The 17,613-nt window shown below is 75.3% G+C and carries 15 protein-coding genes; 10 read left to right on the top strand and 5 right to left on the bottom strand.

The features are described 5' to 3' along the window. Nucleotides 1-35: 35 nt before the first annotated feature. The 10 genes from ACFO3M_RS00745 to ACFO3M_RS00700 all read left to right on the top strand — a co-directional run bounded on the left by ACFO3M_RS00745 (nucleotide 36) and on the right by ACFO3M_RS00700 (nucleotide 11,569). The gene (locus ACFO3M_RS00745) at nucleotides 36-1,541 is read left to right on the top strand and encodes a sugar ABC transporter ATP-binding protein (protein ID WP_387985076.1); all 1,506 of its coding nucleotides are present in this window, start codon (nucleotides 36-38) and stop codon (nucleotides 1,539-1,541) included. Then, on the top strand, nucleotides 1,538-2,617 hold the full coding sequence (locus tag ACFO3M_RS00740) for an ABC transporter permease (protein ID WP_387985073.1): 1,080 nt from the start codon (nucleotides 1,538-1,540) through the stop codon (nucleotides 2,615-2,617). Before ACFO3M_RS00745 ends, ACFO3M_RS00740 begins: the two co-directional genes overlap by 4 nt. Further along, nucleotides 2,607-3,620: an ABC transporter permease gene (locus ACFO3M_RS00735; protein ID WP_387985070.1), complete on the top strand. Its 1,014-nt coding sequence runs from the start codon at nucleotides 2,607-2,609 to the stop codon at nucleotides 3,618-3,620. The genes ACFO3M_RS00740 and ACFO3M_RS00735 overlap by 11 nt, the downstream gene beginning before the upstream one ends. Nucleotides 3,621-3,693: 73 nt before the next feature. Beyond that, nucleotides 3,694-4,782: a rhamnose ABC transporter substrate-binding protein gene (rhaS, locus tag ACFO3M_RS00730; protein WP_387985067.1), complete on the top strand. Its 1,089-nt coding sequence runs from the start codon at nucleotides 3,694-3,696 to the stop codon at nucleotides 4,780-4,782. Nucleotides 4,783-4,850: 68 nt separating this feature from the next. Further along, complete coding sequence (locus ACFO3M_RS00725) at nucleotides 4,851-5,225, top strand: L-rhamnose mutarotase (RefSeq protein WP_387985065.1); 375 nt, start codon at nucleotides 4,851-4,853, stop codon at nucleotides 5,223-5,225. Beyond that, a complete protein-coding gene (rhaI, locus tag ACFO3M_RS00720; RefSeq protein ID WP_387985062.1) occupies nucleotides 5,222-6,406 on the top strand; it encodes an L-rhamnose isomerase in 1,185 nt (394 codons plus the stop codon). The genes ACFO3M_RS00725 and rhaI overlap by 4 nt, the downstream gene beginning before the upstream one ends. A 92-nt stretch (nucleotides 6,407-6,498) precedes the next feature. Beyond that, complete coding sequence (locus ACFO3M_RS00715; RefSeq protein ID WP_387985059.1) at nucleotides 6,499-8,535, top strand: bifunctional aldolase/short-chain dehydrogenase; 2,037 nt, start codon at nucleotides 6,499-6,501, stop codon at nucleotides 8,533-8,535. Next, nucleotides 8,532-9,998: a rhamnulokinase gene (locus ACFO3M_RS00710; RefSeq protein ID WP_387985056.1), complete on the top strand. Its 1,467-nt coding sequence runs from the start codon at nucleotides 8,532-8,534 to the stop codon at nucleotides 9,996-9,998. Before ACFO3M_RS00715 ends, ACFO3M_RS00710 begins: the two co-directional genes overlap by 4 nt. Before the next feature lie 81 nt (nucleotides 9,999-10,079). Next, nucleotides 10,080-10,250: a hypothetical protein gene (locus tag ACFO3M_RS00705; RefSeq protein WP_387985054.1), complete on the top strand. Its 171-nt coding sequence runs from the start codon at nucleotides 10,080-10,082 to the stop codon at nucleotides 10,248-10,250. A 134-nt stretch (nucleotides 10,251-10,384) separates the two neighbouring features. Next, on the top strand, nucleotides 10,385-11,569 hold the full coding sequence (locus ACFO3M_RS00700) for a hypothetical protein (RefSeq protein ID WP_387985051.1): 1,185 nt from the start codon (nucleotides 10,385-10,387) through the stop codon (nucleotides 11,567-11,569). A gap of 6 nt (nucleotides 11,570-11,575) precedes the next feature. Here the strand turns inward: ACFO3M_RS00700 and ACFO3M_RS00695 are convergent, their stop codons facing one another. The 5 genes from ACFO3M_RS00695 to ACFO3M_RS00675 form a co-directional block, all read right to left on the bottom strand. Further along, complete coding sequence (locus tag ACFO3M_RS00695; protein WP_387985048.1) at nucleotides 11,576-12,826, bottom strand: DUF3500 domain-containing protein; 1,251 nt, start codon at nucleotides 12,824-12,826, stop codon at nucleotides 11,576-11,578. Continuing rightward, nucleotides 12,816-13,679 carry a fumarylacetoacetate hydrolase family protein gene (locus ACFO3M_RS00690; protein WP_387985045.1) on the bottom strand — a complete coding sequence of 288 codons (864 nt, stop codon included), beginning with the start codon at nucleotides 13,677-13,679 and terminating at the stop codon, nucleotides 12,816-12,818. Before ACFO3M_RS00690 ends, ACFO3M_RS00695 begins: the two co-directional genes overlap by 11 nt. Continuing rightward, the gene (locus ACFO3M_RS00685; RefSeq protein WP_387985042.1) at nucleotides 13,679-14,854 is read right to left on the bottom strand and encodes a glycoside hydrolase family 1 protein; all 1,176 of its coding nucleotides are present in this window, start codon (nucleotides 14,852-14,854) and stop codon (nucleotides 13,679-13,681) included. Before ACFO3M_RS00685 ends, ACFO3M_RS00690 begins: the two co-directional genes overlap by 1 nt. A gap of 25 nt (nucleotides 14,855-14,879) precedes the next feature. Further along, the gene (locus ACFO3M_RS00680) at nucleotides 14,880-16,514 is read right to left on the bottom strand and encodes an FAD-dependent monooxygenase (RefSeq protein WP_387985039.1); all 1,635 of its coding nucleotides are present in this window, start codon (nucleotides 16,512-16,514) and stop codon (nucleotides 14,880-14,882) included. A gap of 189 nt (nucleotides 16,515-16,703) precedes the next feature. After that, on the bottom strand, nucleotides 16,704-17,609 hold the full coding sequence (locus tag ACFO3M_RS00675; RefSeq protein ID WP_387985036.1) for an alpha/beta hydrolase fold domain-containing protein: 906 nt from the start codon (nucleotides 17,607-17,609) through the stop codon (nucleotides 16,704-16,706). Between the last annotated feature and the right edge of the window lie 4 nt (nucleotides 17,610-17,613).

The raw sequence follows: 17,613 nt of genomic DNA, 5'->3' as shown, positions 1-17,613 counted from the left end.
CGCCGCCGGCGGCCGGTCGGGCACAGGACGGCACCGTGGTCCTGGCCCTCGAGGACGTGGGCAAGAGCTTCGGCGCGGTCGCGGCGCTGCGCGGCGCGCAGCTGGAGCTGCGCGCGGGGGAGGCCCACGCGCTCGTCGGCGAGAACGGTGCCGGCAAGTCGACGCTGGTCAAGATCCTCGCCGGCGTGCACGGCCCGGACACCGGCCGCGTGCTGCTCGACGGGCGGCCGGTGACCCTCGCCGACCCCGCCGCCGCGCGGGCCGCCGGCATCGCGGTCATCTACCAGGAGCCCACGCTGTTCCCCGACCTGTCGGTCGCGGAGAACATCTTCATGGGCCGCCAGCCGCTGCTGTCGGGCCGGCGCATCGACCGCCGCGAGCTCGGCCGCCGCTGCCGGGCGCTGTTCGACCGCCTCGGCGTCGCGCTCGACCCCGACCGCCCGGCGCGCGGCCTGTCCATCGCCGACCAGCAGATGGTCGAGATCGCCAAGGCGCTGTCGTTCGACGCGCGGGTGCTCGTCATGGACGAGCCCACCGCCGCGCTGTCCGGCGTCGAGGTCGAGCGGCTGTTCGCCGTCGCCCGGTCGCTGCGCGACTCCGGCGCCGCGGTGCTGTTCATCTCGCACCGGTTCGACGAGGTGTTCGACCTCTGCGACCGGATCACCGTCATGCGCGACGGGCAGTGGGTCTCCACCGACCCCACCCGCGACCTCACCGTCGACCAGGTGGTCCGCCGGATGGTCGGCCGCGAGGTCTCCTCGCTGTTCCCGAAGGTCGACGTCGAGCCCGGCGACGTCGTGCTCGAGGTGCGCGGCCTGACCACCCGCGGCGTGTTCTCCGACGTCTCCTTCGACGTGCGGGCGGGCGAGATCGTCGCGCTGGCCGGCCTGGTCGGCGCCGGCCGCAGCGAGATCGTGCGCGCGGTCTTCGGCGTCGACACCTACGACGCCGGCTCGGTCCGGGTCTCCGGCAAGGCGCTGAGGAAGGGCGACCCGGCCGCGGCCATGGCCGCCGGCATCGCGCTCGTCCCCGAGGACCGCCGCCAGCAGGGCCTGGTCATGGAGCTGTCGGTGGAGAGGAACGCCACCCTCACCCGGCGCTGGAAGCTGGCGAGGGCGGGCCTGCTCAGCTCCCGCGCCGAGCGCGCCCAGGCCGCCGAGTGGTCCGAGCGCCTGCAGGTCAAGGCAGGGAAGCTGTCCGACCCGGTGTCCACGCTGTCGGGCGGCAACCAGCAGAAGGTCGTCCTCGCCAAGTGGCTGTCGACCGAGCCGCGCGTGCTGATCGTCGACGAGCCCACCCGCGGCATCGACGTCGGCACCAAGTCCGAGGTGCACCGGCTGTTGTCGGAGCTGGCCGCCGAGGGGCTGGCCGTCGTCATGGTGTCCAGCGAACTGCCGGAGGTGCTCGGCATGGCCGACCGCGTCCTCGTCGTCTCCGAGGGCCGCCTCGTCGACGACATCCCCCGCGCCCGCGCCGACGAGGACAGCGTCATGCTGGCCGCGACCGGCCAGGGCTCCTCGACCGCGGGGGCCGCCCGGTGAGCGCGCCCCTGACGAAGACCCCCGCGGCGCTGCCGGAGGAGCTGGCCGCGCCCGAGCGCACCGGCCGCCGCGGGTCGGCGCTGGTCCACCGGCTGTTCGTGGTGCGCGAGCTCGGCATCCTCGCCGCGCTCGTGCTGCTCGTCGTCGTGACGGTGATCGCCAACCCGCGGTTCCTGTCGGGGCAGAACGTCCGCGACCTGCTGCTGTCCGCGGCGATCCTCACCGTCCTGGCCGCCGGCCAGACGATGGTGGTCATCACGCGCAACGTCGACCTGTCGGTCGGCTCGGTGCTCGGCCTGTCGGCCTACGCCACCGGCACGCTGCTGGTGGTCGCCCCCGGCACGCCGGTGGTGGTCGCGATCCTGGCCGGCACGGCCGTCGGCGCGGTCTGCGGCCTGCTCAACGGCCTGATCGTCGCGGCCGCCGGGGTGCCCTCCCTGGTGGTCACCCTCGGCACGCTCTACGCCTTCCGCGGGCTGGACTCGCTGTGGGCCTCCAGCGCCGACCGGCTGCAGATCAACGCCGCCGACCTGCCCGCCGGCTTCAAGTCCCTGGGCGGCGCCCGGCTGCTGGGCGTCCCGGTGCTGTTCCTCATCGCCGTCGCCGTCGTCCTGCTCGTCGGCTACTACCTGCGGACCTTCCGCAGCGGCCGCGAGCTGTACGGCATCGGCTCGGCGCCCGAGGCCGCGCGGCTGTCGGGCATCCCGGTCGGCCGGCGGGTGCTCACCGCCTTCGTCGTCAACGGGGCCCTCGCCGGGCTCGCCGGCGTCCTCTACGCCGCGCGGTTCCAGACGCTGGACACCACCGCCGGCACCGGCCAGGAGCTGTTCGTCGTCGCCGCCGCGGTCGTCGGCGGGGTCGCCATCTTCGGCGGCAGCGGCTCGGTCTACGGCGCCGCGCTCGGCGCGCTGCTGCTCACCACGATCGGCACCGCGCTCCCGCAGCTGGGCCTGGACCCGTTCTGGCGGGACGCCGCCGTCGGCGCGCTGATCCTCGCCGCCATCGCACTGGACCGGGCGCTGCAGCTGCGCCTGGCCGCCCGCCTCCGGGGGAGGAACGCCCGCCGTGACCGTTGAGACCGCCCCCGCCCCGGCCGCGCCGGCCGCCGCGCCGGCCCGCCGCGGGCCGACCCTGCCCAGCGGCAGCGTCATCACCACGTTCCTCGTGCTGTTCCTCGTGATCGCCGCGTTCTCGGTCGAGGGCTTCGCCAGCACCCGCAACGCCGGCTTCCTGCTGCTCGACGTCGTCGTCATCGCGCTCATCGCGCTGCCGCTGACGCTGGTCGTGGTCACCGGCGAGATCGACCTGTCGGTGGCCAGCACCGTCGGCCTGTCCAGCGCGGTCATGGGCCAGCTGTGGGTGGCCGGGCTGCCGCTGGAGGCGATCATCCCGCTGGTCCTCGTGCTGGGCGCGGTGCTCGGCGCGGTCAACGGGTTCCTCGTGACCAGGCTGGGGCTGCCCTCGCTGGCGGTCACCATCGGCACGCTGGCGCTCTACCGCGGGCTCGCGTTCGTCGTCCTGGGCGACCAGGCCGTGGCCGACTTCCCGCGCGCCTGGACGACGTGGGCGATCAGCTCGATCGGCTCGACCGGCATCCCCACCGTCGTGCTCCCGCTGCTGGTGCTGGTCGCGGTCACCGCGGTCGTCCTGCACGCCACCCCGGTCGGCCGCTCGCTGTACGCCATGGGCAACAGCGAGGACGCCGCCCGCTTCAGCGGCATCGACGTCGCCCGCACCAAGCTGTGGCTGTTCGTCGCCACCGGCGTGGTCAGCGCGCTCGGCGGCGTCTACTGGACCCTCCGCTACGGCAGCGCCCGCGCCGACAACGCCACGGGCCTGGAGCTGCAGGTCATCGCGGCGATCCTGCTCGGCGGCGTCTCCATCTTCGGCGGCAGCGGCGGCCTGCTCGGCGTCATGGCCGGCGCCCTGCTGCTCGCCTCGGTCCGCAACGCGCTGCAGCTGGTCAACGTGCCCTCGGACGTCCTGAACATCGTCACCGGCGTCCTGCTGATCACCGCCGTCGTCGCGCCGCAGGTCGCCGCCCGGGTCAAGGGCCGGCGACGCCGGGCCCCCGCCTGACCCGCCGCCGCTCCCCACCCACAGCCGCACCACCGCACCACCAGACCCCACCCACCCGAAGAGAGGGACCCCGATGTCGCTGTTCCTGACCAGCCGCCGCCTGCGCGGTGGCCTGACCGGCGTGGCGGTGGCCGCCGTCGTGCTCACCACCGCCGCCTGCGGCGGGACCACCCGCGGCGAGGACGAGGGGAGCAGCGGCGGCAACGACGCCGCCGGCGCCTCCGCGAACCCCGACGCCGAGATCCCCGCGGACCTCGCGATCGCCTTCCTCCCCAAGCAGCTGAACAACCCCTACTTCGACGTCGCCGCCACCGGCGCCGAGCGCGCCGTCGGCGAGGTCGAGGGCGAGTTCAGCCAGGTCGGCCCGTCGGAGGCCAGCGCCTCCTCCCAGGTCAGCTACATCAACACGCTGACCCAGCAGGGCGCCGACGTCATCCTCACCTCGGCCAACGACCCGAACGCCATCTGCAGCGCCCTGGACCAGGCCCGCAGCGGCGGCGCCAGCGTCGTCACGTTCGACTCGGACACGAACCCCGAGTGCCGCGACCTGTTCATCAACCAGGCCACGGCCGAGGGCATCGCGCAGACGCAGATCGACCTCATGGCCGAGCAGATCGGCGGCGCCGGCCAGGTGGCGATCCTGTCGGCGACGGCGAACGCCACGAACCAGAACACCTGGATCGAGCTCATGACCGAGTACGCCGCCCAGGAGTACCCGGACATGGAGATCGTGACGACGGTCTACGGCGACGACGAGGACGAGAAGTCCTTCCAGGAGACCCAGGGTCTGCTGCAGACCTACCCGGACCTCAAGGGCATCATCTCGCCGACCACCGTGGGCATCTCCGCGGCGGCGCGCTACCTGTCCGGCTCGGAGTACAAGGGCCGGGTCGCGCTGACGGGCCTGGGTACCCCGAACCAGATGCGCGAGTTCGTGCAGGACGGCACGGTGACCGCCTTCGCCCTGTGGAACCCCGAGGACCTGGGCTACCTGGCCGCCTACGCCGGCGCCGCGCTGGCCGCCGGCCAGATCACCGGCGAGGAGGGCGAGACCTTCGAGGCCGGTGACCTCGGCGAGTACGAGGTCGGCGCCGACGGCGTCGTCGTGCTCGGCGAGCCCACCGTGTTCAACGCCGACAACATCGACGACTTCGACTTCTGAGTCGTCGCGCCCGGTCCCGCCGCCGGCTCCCCGGCGGCGGGACCGGGACCCCCCGCAAGGAGACCCCCGTGCCCCGCGCCTGCTTCACCCTCCAGGTCCGCCCGGACCGGCTCGCCGAGTACCGCGAGCGGCACGCCGCCGTCTGGCCGGAGATGCTGCGCGCCCTGCGCGACGCCGGCTGGCGCGACTACCGGCTCTACCTGCGCGAGGACGGCCTGCTCGTCGGGATCGTGGAGACCGACGACGGTGTCGGCGGCTTGGCCGCCGCGCAGGCCGCCGTGGACGCCACCGAGGTGAGCGCCCGGTGGGAGGCCTCGATGGCTCCCTTCTTCGTGACCGGCGACGGCTCCGGCAAGGCCGAGTTGCCGCTCGTCTTCGACCTCGACGCCCAGCTGACGGCGCTCGGGGAGACCACCACCGCACCGACGGGAGACCCCTCGTGACCGACCTCGGCACCCCTGACCGCAGGGCCGCCGCGCTCGCCGCGCTGGCCGAGCAGACCATCGAGCTGCCCTCGTGGGCGTTCGGCAACTCCGGCACCCGCTTCAAGGTCTTCGGCCAGCCGGGCGTCGCCCGCGACCCGTTCGAGAAGATCGAGGACGCAGCGGTGGTGCACCGCCACACCGGCGCCGCGCCGCGGGTGTCGCTGCACATCCCGTGGGACCTCGTCGACGACTTCTCCAAGCTCGCCGCGCACGCCGCCGACCTCGGCGTCTCGATCGGCGCGATCAACTCCAACCTGTTCCAGGACGACGACTACCGGCTCGGGTCGCTGACCCACCCGGACAAGGCGGTCCGGGACAAGGCGATCGCCCACCACGCGCAGTGCGTCGACGTCATGCGCGCCACCGGGTCGACCGACCTCAAGCTGTGGCTGCCCGACGGCACGAACTACGCCGGCCAGGACGACCTGCGCGGCCGCCAGGACCGGCTGGCCGACTCCCTGCAGCAGGTCTACGCGCTGCTCGACCCGGGCCACCGGCTGCTGCTCGAGTACAAGTTCTACGAGCCCTACTTCTACGCGATGGACATCCCCGACTGGGGCACCTCGCTGCTGCACTGCCTGGCCCTGGGCGACCGGGCCACCGTCGTGCTCGACACCGGCCACCACGCGCCGGGCACCAACATCGAGTTCATCGTCATGCAGCTGCTGCGGGTCGGCCGGCTCGGCGCGTTCGACTTCAACTCCCGGTACTACGGCGACGACGACCTGATCGTCGGCTCGGCCGACCCGTTCCAGCTGTTCCGGATCATGAACGAGATCGTGGCCGCGGACGCGCTGCGCCCGGAGTCGCAGGTCAACTTCATGCTCGACCAGTGCCACAACATCGAGCCGAAGATCCCCGGCCAGATCCGCTCGGTGATGAACGTGCAGGAGGCCACGGCCAAGGCGCTGCTGGTCGACCGCGAGGCGCTGGCCGCCGCGCAGTCCTCCGGTGACGTGCTGGCCGCGCACGGCGCGCTGACCGACGCCTTCTCCACCGACGTCCGCCCGCTGCTGGCGGAGCTGCGCGAGTCGAAGGGCCTCGCCGCCGACCCGTACGCCGCCTACGCCCGCTCCGGCCACCAGGAGCGCATCGCCCGCGAGCGCATCGGCGGCACCCAGGCCTCCTGGGGCGCCTGAGCTCTTCGCCTTTCGCGCGCGAAAGGCACTCCCTCCCATCGCCTTTCGCGCGCGAAAGGCGGTCCCCGGACTCCCGGAAGGAAGCACCCCTCGTGACCAACCCCGTCGTCCGTGAGCTGCTCGAGCGCAGCAACCGGCTGGGCTCCGACCCGCGCAACACCAACTACGCCGGCGGCAACACCTCCGCCAAGGGCACCGAGACCGACCCGGTGACCGGTCAGCCGGTCGAGCTGCTGTGGGTCAAGGGCTCCGGCGGCGACCTCGGCACCCTGCAGGAGTCCGGCCTGGCCGTGCTGCGGCTGGACCGGCTGCGCTCGCTGGTCGACGTCTACCCCGGCGTCGACCGCGAGGACGAGATGGTCGCCGCGTTCGACTTCTGCCTGCACGGCCGCGGTGGCGCCGCCCCCTCGATCGACACCGCGATGCACGGGCTCGTCGACGCCGCGCACGTGGACCACCTGCACCCCGACTCCGGCATCGCCCTGGCGACGGCGGCCGACGGCGAGGCGCTGACCCGCGAGTGCTTCGGCGACCGCGTCGTCTGGGTGCCGTGGCGCCGTCCCGGCTTCCAGCTCGGCCTGGACATCGCCGCGATCAAGGAGAAGAACCCGCAGGCGATCGGCTGCGTCCTCGGCGGCCACGGCATCACCGCGTGGGGCGCCACCGCCGCGGAGGCCGAGGCCAACTCCCTCGACGTCATCCGGACCGCCGAGCGCTTCCTCGCCGAGCGCGGGGAGGCCGAGCCGTTCGGCGCCGTCGTCCCCGGCTTCGAGGCGCTGCCCGAGGACGAGCGCCGGGCGAGGGCGGCCGCGCTGGCGCCGGTCATCCGCGGGCTCGCGAGCACCGACCGGCCCCAGGTCGGCCACTTCACCGACTCCGACGTCGTCCTGGACTTCCTGTCGCGGGAGAAGCTGCAGCCCCTCGCCGCGCTGGGCACCTCCTGCCCGGACCACTTCCTGCGCACCAAGGTGCGGCCGATGGTCGTCGACCTGCCGGCCACCGCGACCACCGACGAGGTGGTGCGGCGGCTGAAGGAGCTCCACGAGGAGTACCGCACCGAGTACGCGGCCTACTACGAGCGGCACGCGACGCCCGACTCGCCGGCGATGCGCGGCGCCGACCCGGCGATCGTGCTGGTGCCCGGCGTGGGCATGTTCAGCTTCGGCGCCAACAAGCAGACCGCGCGGGTGGCCGGCGAGTTCTACGTCAACGCCATCAACGTCATGCGCGGCGCCGAGGCGGTCTCCACCTACGCGCCGATCGACGAGAGCGAGAAGTTCCGCATCGAGTACTGGGCGCTGGAGGAGGCCAAGCTCCAGCGGATGCCGAAGCCCAAGCCGCTGGCCACCCGGGTCGCGCTGGTCACCGGCGCGGCGAGCGGCATCGGCAAGGCCATCGCCGAGCGGCTCGCCGCCGAGGGCGCCTGCGTCGTCGTCGCCGACCTGGACCTGCAGAAGGCCACCGACGCCGCGGCCGGGATCGGCGGCCCCGACGTCGCGATCGGCGTGGCCGCCGACGTGTCCGACGCCGAGGCCGTGGCCGCCGCGTTCCGCGAGGCGGTGCTCGCCTTCGGCGGCGTGGACCTCGTGGTCAACAACGCCGGCCTGTCGATCTCCAAGCCGCTGCTGGAGACCACCGAGCGGGACTGGGACCTGCAGCACGACGTCATGGCCAAGGGCAGCTTCCTCGTCTCCCGCGAGGCGGCCCGGATCATGATCGAGCAGGGGATGGGCGGCGACGTCGTCTACATCTCCTCGAAGAACTCCGTGTTCGCCGGCCCGAGCAATATCGCCTACTCCTCGACCAAGGCCGACCAGGCCCACCAGGTCCGGCTGCTGGCCGCCGAGCTCGGCGAGCACCAGATCCGGGTCAACGGCATCAACCCCGACGGCGTCGTCCGCGGATCGGGCATCTTCGCCGGCGGCTGGGGCGCCAAGCGCGCCGCGGTCTACGGGGTGCCGGAGGAGGAGCTCGGGCAGTTCTACGCCCAGCGCACGCTGCTCAAGCGCGAGGTGCTGCCCGAGCACGTCGCCGACGCCGTCTTCGCCCTCACCGGCGGGGAGCTCACCCGGACCACCGGCCTGCACGTCCCGGTCGACTCCGGGGTCGCCGCGGCCTTCCTCCGGTGACCCGCGAGCTGTCCCTCGCGGCCGTCGACCTGGGCGCCTCCAGCGGCCGGGTCATGGCCGCGAGGGTCGGCCCGGGACGGCTGGACCTCACCGAGCTGCACCGGTTCCCCAACCGGCCGGTGCGCACGGCGGGCACGCTGCACTGGGACGTCCTGGGCCTCTACGCCGGCGTGCTCGACGGGCTGCGCGCGGCCGGCCGCGAGGCCGACGGGCTCGACGGCATCGGCATCGACAGCTGGGCGGTCGACGTCGGCCTGCTCGACGCCGACGGCGCGCTGCTGGGCAACCCGGTGCACTACCGCGACGCCCGGCACGAGACCGCGGTGCCGGCGGTGCACGCCGTCGTCCCGCCCGACGAGCTGTACCGGGTCAACGGGCTGCAGCACCTGCCGTTCAACACGGTGTTCCAGCTCGCCGCGATGCGCGGGACGGCGCGGTTCGCCGCCGCCCGGCAGGCGCTGCTCGTCCCGGACCTGCTCGCGTACTGGCTGACCGGCGCGCGGGTCGCGGAGGTCACCAACGCCTCCACGACCGGACTGCTCGACGCGACGACGCGGCAGTGGGCGACCGGCCTGCTCGACCGGCTCGAGCTGCCGCGCGACCTGCTCGCGGACCTCGTGCAGCCCGGCGACGAGATCGGCCGGCTCACCGCGGAGGTCCGCGCCGAGACCGGGCTGGGCGAGGTGCCGGTGGTCGCGGTCGGGTCGCACGACACCGCGTCGGCGGTGGCCGGGGTCCCGGCGCGCGGCGACCGGTTCGCCTACGTCTCCTGCGGCACGTGGTCGCTGGTCGGGGTGGAGCTGGAGAAGCCGGTGCTCACCGAGGCCGGCCGGACGGCGGGCTTCACCAACGAGCTCGGCGTCGACGGCACCGTGCGGTACCTGCACAACGTCATGGGGCTGTGGCTGCTGCAGGAGTCGCTGCGCACCTGGGCGGCGGCCGGGTTGCCGGCCGACCTGCCCGAGCTGCTCGCCGCGGCCGCGCGGGTGCCGGCCTTCACGGCGGTGGTCGACGTCGACGACCCGCGGTTCCTGCCGCCCGGCGACGTGCCCGCGCGCATCGCGCAGGTGTGCACCGAGACGGGGCAGACGCCGCCGCAGAGCCAGGCCGAGACGGTGCGCTGCGTCGTCGACAGCCTGGCCCTGGCCTACCGGCGCACGGTCCGGGCGGCGGTCGAGCTGTCCGGCCGCGACGTCGACGTCGTCCACCTGGTCGGCGGGGGAGCGCGCAACGCGCTGCTGTGCCAGCTCACCGCCGACGCCTGCCAGCGGCCGGTGCTCGCCGGCCCGGTGGAGGCCGCGGCGCTGGGCAACGCGCTGGTGCAGGCTCGGGCGCTCGGGGCCCTCGAGGGCGGGCTGGGGGAGATGCGCCGGCTGCTGCGCACCACGCAGGCGCTGGTGGAGTACCGGCCCTCGGGGTCCGACGCCGGCTGGGCGGCCGCCGAGGCGCGCGTCGCCCGCTGACCGCGGCGGCGGCCCTTGCCCGCGTCCCGGCCGGGCGCGGACCATCGGCCGCACGTGCACGACGGGCGTCGAGGAGGGGCCGTGACCCAGCCGGCTGAGCGTTCCGACGGCGACTACGGCTACGACATGGCCCACGGGGCCGCTGCCGGGGCGGCGCGCGCGCCGGTGCCCCCGGTGGGCGCGGAGCCGGCCGACCGGACCGGGCACGACCCCGGCGGCGACTACGGCTACGACGAGGTGCACCGCTCCTGACGTCCGGCCGGCGGTCGTGCCCTGCCCCGACGGCGGGGCGGAGCACGACCGCCGGGGGGTCACCTGACCGGGTGGCTCCGGACGCCGGCGTGTCCCGCGAGTGAGTCAGGTCACCGAGCGGGTAGGGAGCGCCAATGCGCCTGCCCGACCCCGCGGACCTGTTCGACCTCCCCCGGACCCTCGTCGAGTCGGTCCGCACGCTCGGCGCCGCCCTGCCGCGCGCGGAGAACCTGCTGCCGATGGCCGACGACGTGCTCCGGAGCACCCGCACGCTGCTCGACGGGGTCGCCCCCGCGGTGGCGCGGGCGGCCGCGGTCGCGCCCGAGGTGGTCGACACGGCCACCGGCGTCGTGCAGCGGCTCGCGGGCGTCCTGACCCCCGAGCGGACGGCCGCGGTGGCCGCGCTGACAGACCGGCTGGTCGCCGTCCTCACCCCCGACCGGATCGCGGGCATGTCCCGGGTGGCGGACTCGGTCCGGGCGCGGGCGGACGTCGTGCCGCGGGCCCTCGACGCGCTCGACGGGCTGCTCTCCTCCGGCCGGCTGCAGCGCCTGGGCGCCGGGATCGACCGCCTGGCCTCCCCGGACCGGGTCGACCGGCTCGACGCGCTGCTCGAGCTCGTCACCGGCGACCGCGTCGCGAAGGCGCTGGACCTGGCCGGCGACGAGCGCATCGGCCGGCTGCTGGACCTCGCGGCCGACGAGCGCATCGGCCGGCTGCTGGACCTCCCCGCCGACGAGCGCTTCGGCCGGCTGCTCGCCCGGCTCGACCTGCTCCTCGCCGACGACCGCCTGCCGCACGTGGTCGACCGTGCCGGCGAGGTCCTCGACGACGGCCGGGTGGAGCGGGTGGCCGCCGGCCTGGACCGGGTGCTGGCCGAGGAGAACCTCGACCAGGCCGGCGAGCTGCTCGGCAACGGGCGCGGCGCCGCCGCGGTCCGGGCGCTGCTGCGCGTCGGCCGGGCGCTCACCGGCCAGGGGCCGCAGGCGGTCGCCACGCTGCTCGAGCGCCTGCCCGACCTCCTCACCGAGGAGCGCGTGGAGTCCCTCGGGGCGCTCGCCGACCGCGCGCCGGAGGACATCGACACCGCGCTCGACGTCCTCGAGGACCTCTACGCCGTCATGGCCGGCGCGGACGGGTACGACGACGAGGCGGGCGACGACGGGCAGCAGGACGACGACGGGCAGCAGGACGACGGGCCGGCTCAGGACGCCCAGCAGGCCGACCAGCAGGACGACGAGGACGAGGAGGACGAGGAGGGCGAGGAGGAGGACGAGGAGGACGAGGAGGACGAGGACGAGGAGGAAGCGGCCGGCTGAGGCCGCTCAGCCGCCGGCGCGCTCCCGCCACTGCCGCACCCAGGCGCGGCCGTAGTCGTTGCCGTGCGGGGTGCGCAGCACCGTGTGCACGTGGAAGGGCTGCGGGGTGTCGTAGTCGAGGAAGACACCGCAGTGGTGGTCGAGCTCGGCGACGACGACCGGCGACTGCACCCGGTAGTAGAAGACGTCGCCGGGCTCGTGCCCGCCGATCCAGGAGAACCAGGTCTCGTCCAGGTGCGCCTCGACCTCGCGCAGCCGCGCGGCCCGGGGGCCGGCGGGCAGCAGCGCGACGAAGGTGGCCACGACGTCGAGCACCCGCTGCCGGGCGTCCTGGGGCAGGTCGGCGACCCGGACCCCCTCGACCGGGATGACCCGGTTGTCCTGGAACGCGCCGGCCAGGTGCCGCTCGTCGCCGGGGTGCACCCGGCCGGGCGGCATCGCCGGGTCGACCATCCGCTCGTAGACCGTCGCGGCGGTCCGCTGCTCCGGCGTCAGCGCCGCCATGACGGCCAGCCCGGCGGCGATCCGGTCGGCGAACAGGCCGGAGATCCCGGCGTGCGGGCCGTCGTCGATCTCGTCGGGCTCGGCGCCCACGAACACCGGCGAGACCACCATCCGGCCCTCGACCACCAGCACGTCGACCGCGCAGTGGTGGCCGTAGAGCTGCCAGCCCCACGGCGCGCGCAGGTCCGGGGTGCCGTAGAGGGCGAGGTTGTAGCTCCACTCGCCGAGCAGCGCGGGCAGGTCGACGACGTCGCCGAGGAAGCCGTTGACCAGCATCGCGGCGTGCACGAGGTCGGCGCCCTCGGGCGACAGGGACGCGCGGACCAGCTCCAGCGCCGCCTCGCGCACCTGGGGCGGCTGGAACTCCAGCCGCAGGCCGGTGTCGAACTGCAGGAACTCCGGGTTGGCCCAGGTCTGCCACTCCGGGGCGTCGACGGCGTGCGACACCCGCTCCCGGTCCTCCGGTGACAGCAGCGACAGCAGCGCCTCCGCGGCCTCGACCATCGCCGCGACCGGCGCCTCCTCGCCGGGTCGCGCGGGCTCCCAGCGGTGCACCTCCGGACGCAGCGTGCCGTCCTCGGTGACCCCGCGGAACGGCGCCAGGTACAGCGGCGTCCAGCCCTCGACCAGCCCGCCGGTGAACGTGCCCGGCTTCCGCGCGAACTCCCCGTAGGCGTACGCGTCGAGCCCACGCACCTCGGCCAGCCGCGGGTGGTCGTGCGGGAACAGGTACTGCCGGAACTCACCGGCCACGGCCGGCCACCTCCCGGGCCTCGTTCCCGACGATGCGGTTGGTCAGGACGCCCAGCCGCTCGACCTCGACCTCGACGACGTCGCCGGGCCGCATCAGCCACGGGGGCGTGCGGGCGTAGCCGACGCCGGACGGCGTGCCGGTGGCCAGCAGGTCCCCGGGGTGCAGCGTGAAGGTGCGGCTGATCAGCGCGAGGGTGTCGCCGACGGTGTAGACCATCTCGTCGGTGCGCCCGTCCTGGACGGTCTCGCCGTTGACCCGGGTCCGCACGCGCAGCCCGTCGCGCAGGTCGCCGACCTCGGCGGCGGGGACGATCGGCCCGAGCGGTCCGGACCGGTCGCCGTTCTTGCCGAGGATCCACTGCGAGGTGAGCTTCTGCGCCCGCCGCGAGGTGACGTCGTTGAACGTCGAGTAGCCGACGACGGCGGCCAGCGCCTCGTCCGGCGTGGCGTCGACCAGCGTCGACCCGACGTAGGCGACGACCTCGCCCTCCCAGTCGAGGCCGTCCTCGTCGGCGGGCACCGGGATCTCCGCCCCGCCGACGGTCAGCGACCGGGTCCAGCGGGCGAACAGCGTCGGGTGCGGCGGCACGCCCTCGCCGGCGAAGGAGCCCTCGGCGACGTGCTTGAGGTAGTTGAGCCCGATGCAGACCACGCGGGCGCCGGGCAGCACCGGCGGCACCACCTCGACGCCGGCGACCGGGACGGGGTCCCCGGCCGGCTCCGCGGCCAGGAACCGGGCCGCGTCGGCCCAGAACCCCGCCAGCGGCGCCAGCACGGTCACCGTCGCGCCGTCGTCGGACAGCGCCGCCGCCTCGACCGGTCCGCCGTCCCGGCGGATGCCCACGACGCGCATCAGGCGAGCCCGTTCCGGCGAGCGACGTCGCCGAGCCAGGCGAGGCTCGGCTTGGGCGTGCGGGCGAAGGTCTGCCGGTCGACGGCGACCAGGCCGAAGGTCGGGCGGTAGCCGAGCATCCACTCGAAGTTGTCCAGCAGCGACCAGTGCACGTAGCCGCGCACGTCCGCGCCGCCGTCGACCGCCGCGGCCAGGGACGCGAGCGCGTCGCGGGTGAAGGCGATGCGGTCGGTGTCGTCGGCCGTGGCGATGCCGTTCTCGGTGACCAGCAGCGGCGTGCCGGGCAGCACCTCGGCGGCCCGCGCGACGGCGGCACCGAGCGCCTCCGGCCGGCGCTCCATGCCGTGGGCGAGCGTCTGCAGCTCCGGGGCGGGGGCGACCAGGCCGTCGGCGTCGAAGCGGGCGCAGGTGTACACCTGCAGGCCGACGAAGTCGTCGCCGCGGGCGGCCTCGAGGAACTGGTCCTCGAAGGCGGCGCGCTCGGCGCGCATCCGCTCCTCGCCGCCGGGCTCGGCGAGGTGCTCGCGGCCGACCAGCGTCATGCCGGCGCGGGCGACGTTCCCGCGGAGCACGTCCATCGAGCGGGCGTGCAGGCCGAGCAGCGCCTCGGCGACCTCCTGGTCGGGGCGGGGCAACCCCCTGATCGGCTCGCCGCGCATCGCCATCGCGCCCATCACCGGCTGGGCGGCCACCAGGTTGGGCTCGTTGACGGTGCACACGTACTCGGCGTCGGCCAGCACCGGCAGCACGGCCTCGGTGTAGCGGGCGATCCGGTCGCCGGCCTTCGGGCCGGTCCAGCCGCCGTCGTGGGACAGCCAGCGGGGCTGGGTGAAGTGCACGAGCGTGACCACCGGCGCCAGCCCGCGGTCGCGGCAGCCGTCGACGATCCGCCGGTAGTGGTCGAGCGCGGCGCGCGAGACCTCGCCCTCCTCGGGCTCGATCCGGCTCCACTCCAGGCTGAACCGGTAGGCGGAGAGCCCGGCACCCGCGACGAGGTCGAGGTCCTCGGGCCAGCGGTGGAAGGAGTCGCACGCGTCGCCGCTGGGCTCGGCGAACGGCGAGTGCTCGGCGTGCTCCATCTCCCAGTGGTCGTTGTTCACGTTGCCGCCCTCGACCTGGTGGGCGGCGGTGGCGGCACCCCAGAGGAAGCCCTCCGGGAACTGGGCGGCGGTCATGGGGCGGGTCTCCTCGGATCGGGGGTCAGCGGAGGGCGGAGGCGGGGACGGCGGCCCCGAGGACGCGGGCGAGCAGCGTGTCGGCGTCGGGCACCGCGTCCCCGCGCCAGGCCACGTGCTGGTCGGGGCGGACGAGGACGAGGTCGGCGCCGAGCAGGTCGCGCAGCCCCGGCACGCCGGACAGGTCGGCGTCGGTCAGCGGCACCCCGCGGGCGGCCGCGGCGCTCGCCAGCGACCCGGCGTCGGCGGCCGGGTCCAGCCGCAGCACGGTGAAGCCGTCGCCGAGGCGGTCGAACAGCGAGTCGCCGTCGCCCAGCCAGGCGTGCGGCAGCCGGGCGCCGGGGTGCGCCGAGGGGGTGAAGGTGGCCAGGGCCGGCGCGGGGACCGGCCGGCCGTCGGGGACCACGACGGGGGAGTCCGGGTAGTCGTAGCCGAGCACCAGCCCGAGGCTGTGGAACTCCGGGTCCTTCACCTGCAGCGCCTCGGCCAGCGCCGCCCGCAGCTCGACGCCGGTGGGGCCGTCGTCGTCGAGGTCGCGGCCGGTGAACGCGGGGGCGAGGAACGCCTCCTGGCTGCCGGCGGCGTCGATGGTGCGCCGCGCGACCGGGCGCCGCTCGGGTTCGTAGCTGTCGAGCAGCGCGGCCGGCGCCCAGCCCTGCAGGACGGCGGCGAGCTTCCACCCGACGTTCACGGCGTCGCCGACGCAGGTGTTGAACCCGTGCCCGCCCCACGGCGGGTTCAGGTGCGCGGCGTCGCCGACGAGGAACACGCGCTCGCCGCGGTAGCGGTCGGCCAGCAGCATCCGGGCCTGCCACGGGTCGGTGGCCAGCACCTCGACGTCGATGTCGTCCCCGACCATCGCCCGCACCAGGGCCTCCGGGTCGGCGTCCTCGGCCACCGTGTCGACGCCCTGCACGATCGCCCACCACGTGCCGTCGAGGTCGAGCCGGCCCATGAGCCCGCCGCGCTCGGTGCCGATCACCCAGTGGTGCACGCCGAGCGCGCACAGCGGCCGCTCCTCCAGCGCGCGGGAGCGGAAGGTGACGCTGAGGTTGGGCATCGCGCCGGAGGAGCCCTCGTACCGGGCGCCGATCGCGCGCCGCGAGATGCCGGCGCTGCCGTCGCAGCCGAGCAGGTACCCGGCGACGACGTCGGTGCCCGTGCCGTCCGGGCCCTCGACGGTCGCGCGGACCCCGTCCGGCCCGTCGGTGATCGCGGTGACCCGCGAGCCGACCAGCAGGGTGACCGTGGGCAGGGCCGCGGCGGCCTCGCGCAGCAGCCGCTCGACCTGCGACTGGGGCGCCTGCTGGCCGGCCTCGGCGGCGACCTGGCGGGGCTCGGTCCACAACCCGAACGCCTCGGGGAAGCGGGTGATCTCGTGCCCGAACAACCCGGTGCAGAAGACGACGTCCTGGGCGTAGGACACCGGGAGCGGGGCGGCGGCGCGCAGCCGGTCGGCCAGGCCCCAGCGGCGCAGGTGCTCCATCGTGCGGACGCTGGTGGTCTTGGCGCGCGGGCGCAGCGGGTCCAGCTCGGTGCGCGGCTCGACGACGAGCACCTCGACGCCACGGCGGCCCAGCTCGATCGCGGCGGCCAGCCCGCTGGGGCCGCCGCCGGCGACGAGGACCGGGACCCGGGACGGGACGTGCGCTTCGGTCACGGGGACTCCTGTCGGACTGCGGTGCCGCCCTCGGTCGCCTTTCGCGCGCGGAAGGCGGGGGAGGGGCGGGGAGATCTGGGGGCCGGGGGGCTCGGGGGCCGCGCCCGGACACGTCGAGGATGGGTGGCCGGGGTCACTCTGCCGAGGGGCGATTCCATTGACCGGCAAGCGGTCCCGGACAGTTCCGGATCACGTCCCGAGCAGCCGGGCGCGCAGGAACGCGGTCGTCCGGTCGAGCGCGTCCGCGGCCGCGTCCGGGGCGCCCAGCCACATGTGGTCCGCGCCGTCGTAGGTGTGCAGCTCGACCTCGGCCCCGGCTCTCCGCAGCGCCTCCGCCAGCCGCTCGCTCTGCACGCACGGCACGAACCGGTCGCCGGTGCCGTGCAGCAGCAGGAACGGCGGCGCGTCCGCCCGGACGTGGGTGACCGGGCTCGCCTGGGTCGCGGCGTCGGGCACGCTCGCCGGCGGGGCGCCGAGCAGCTGCGCCTCCCGGGTGCCGGCGTCGGCCGGGTCCGCGCCGGCGTCCCCGGCGAAGCCGGCGAGGTCGGCCGGCGCGTACCAGGCGGCGACCGCGACGACGGCGCTCGACGGGCCGGTCACGCCGACGTCGCCCTCCAGGTCCGCGTCGGTGACCAGGCCGAGCAGCCCGGCGAGGTGGCCGCCCGCGGACTCGCCCCACGCGGCCACCCGGTCCGGGTCGACGCCGAGCTCGTCCGCCCGCGCGCGCAGCCAGCGGACGGCGGCCTTCGCGTCGGACAGCTGCGCCGGCCAGACCGCCTCGCCGGAGAGCCGGTAGTCGGCGCTGGCCACCGCGATCCCGGCGGCCGCGACCCGCTCGAACAGCGTGCGGCCGGGGAACGCGGGACCGCCGGAGTGCCGGCTGCCCAGCCGCCACCCGCCGCCGTGCAGGAACAGCGCGACCGGGTGCGGCCCGTCGCCGGGCGGGAGGTACAGGTCGAGCTCCAGCGGCCGGACGCCGGGGAGCGCCGCGTAGGCGACCCCGGACAGGACGCGGGTGCCGTCCGGGCCCGGCGCGGACGCGGGCAGGGGAGCGGCGTGCGCCGGCGGGGGCAGCGGCAGGGCGGGCGTGGGCACGGGG

The organism is Geodermatophilus arenarius, from assembly GCF_042654585.1.
GTDB lineage: Bacteria > Actinomycetota > Actinomycetes > Mycobacteriales > Geodermatophilaceae > Geodermatophilus > Geodermatophilus arenarius.
The sequence above is the reverse complement of the archived record's forward strand: the minus strand, read 5'-3'. Positions and strand labels throughout refer to the sequence as shown.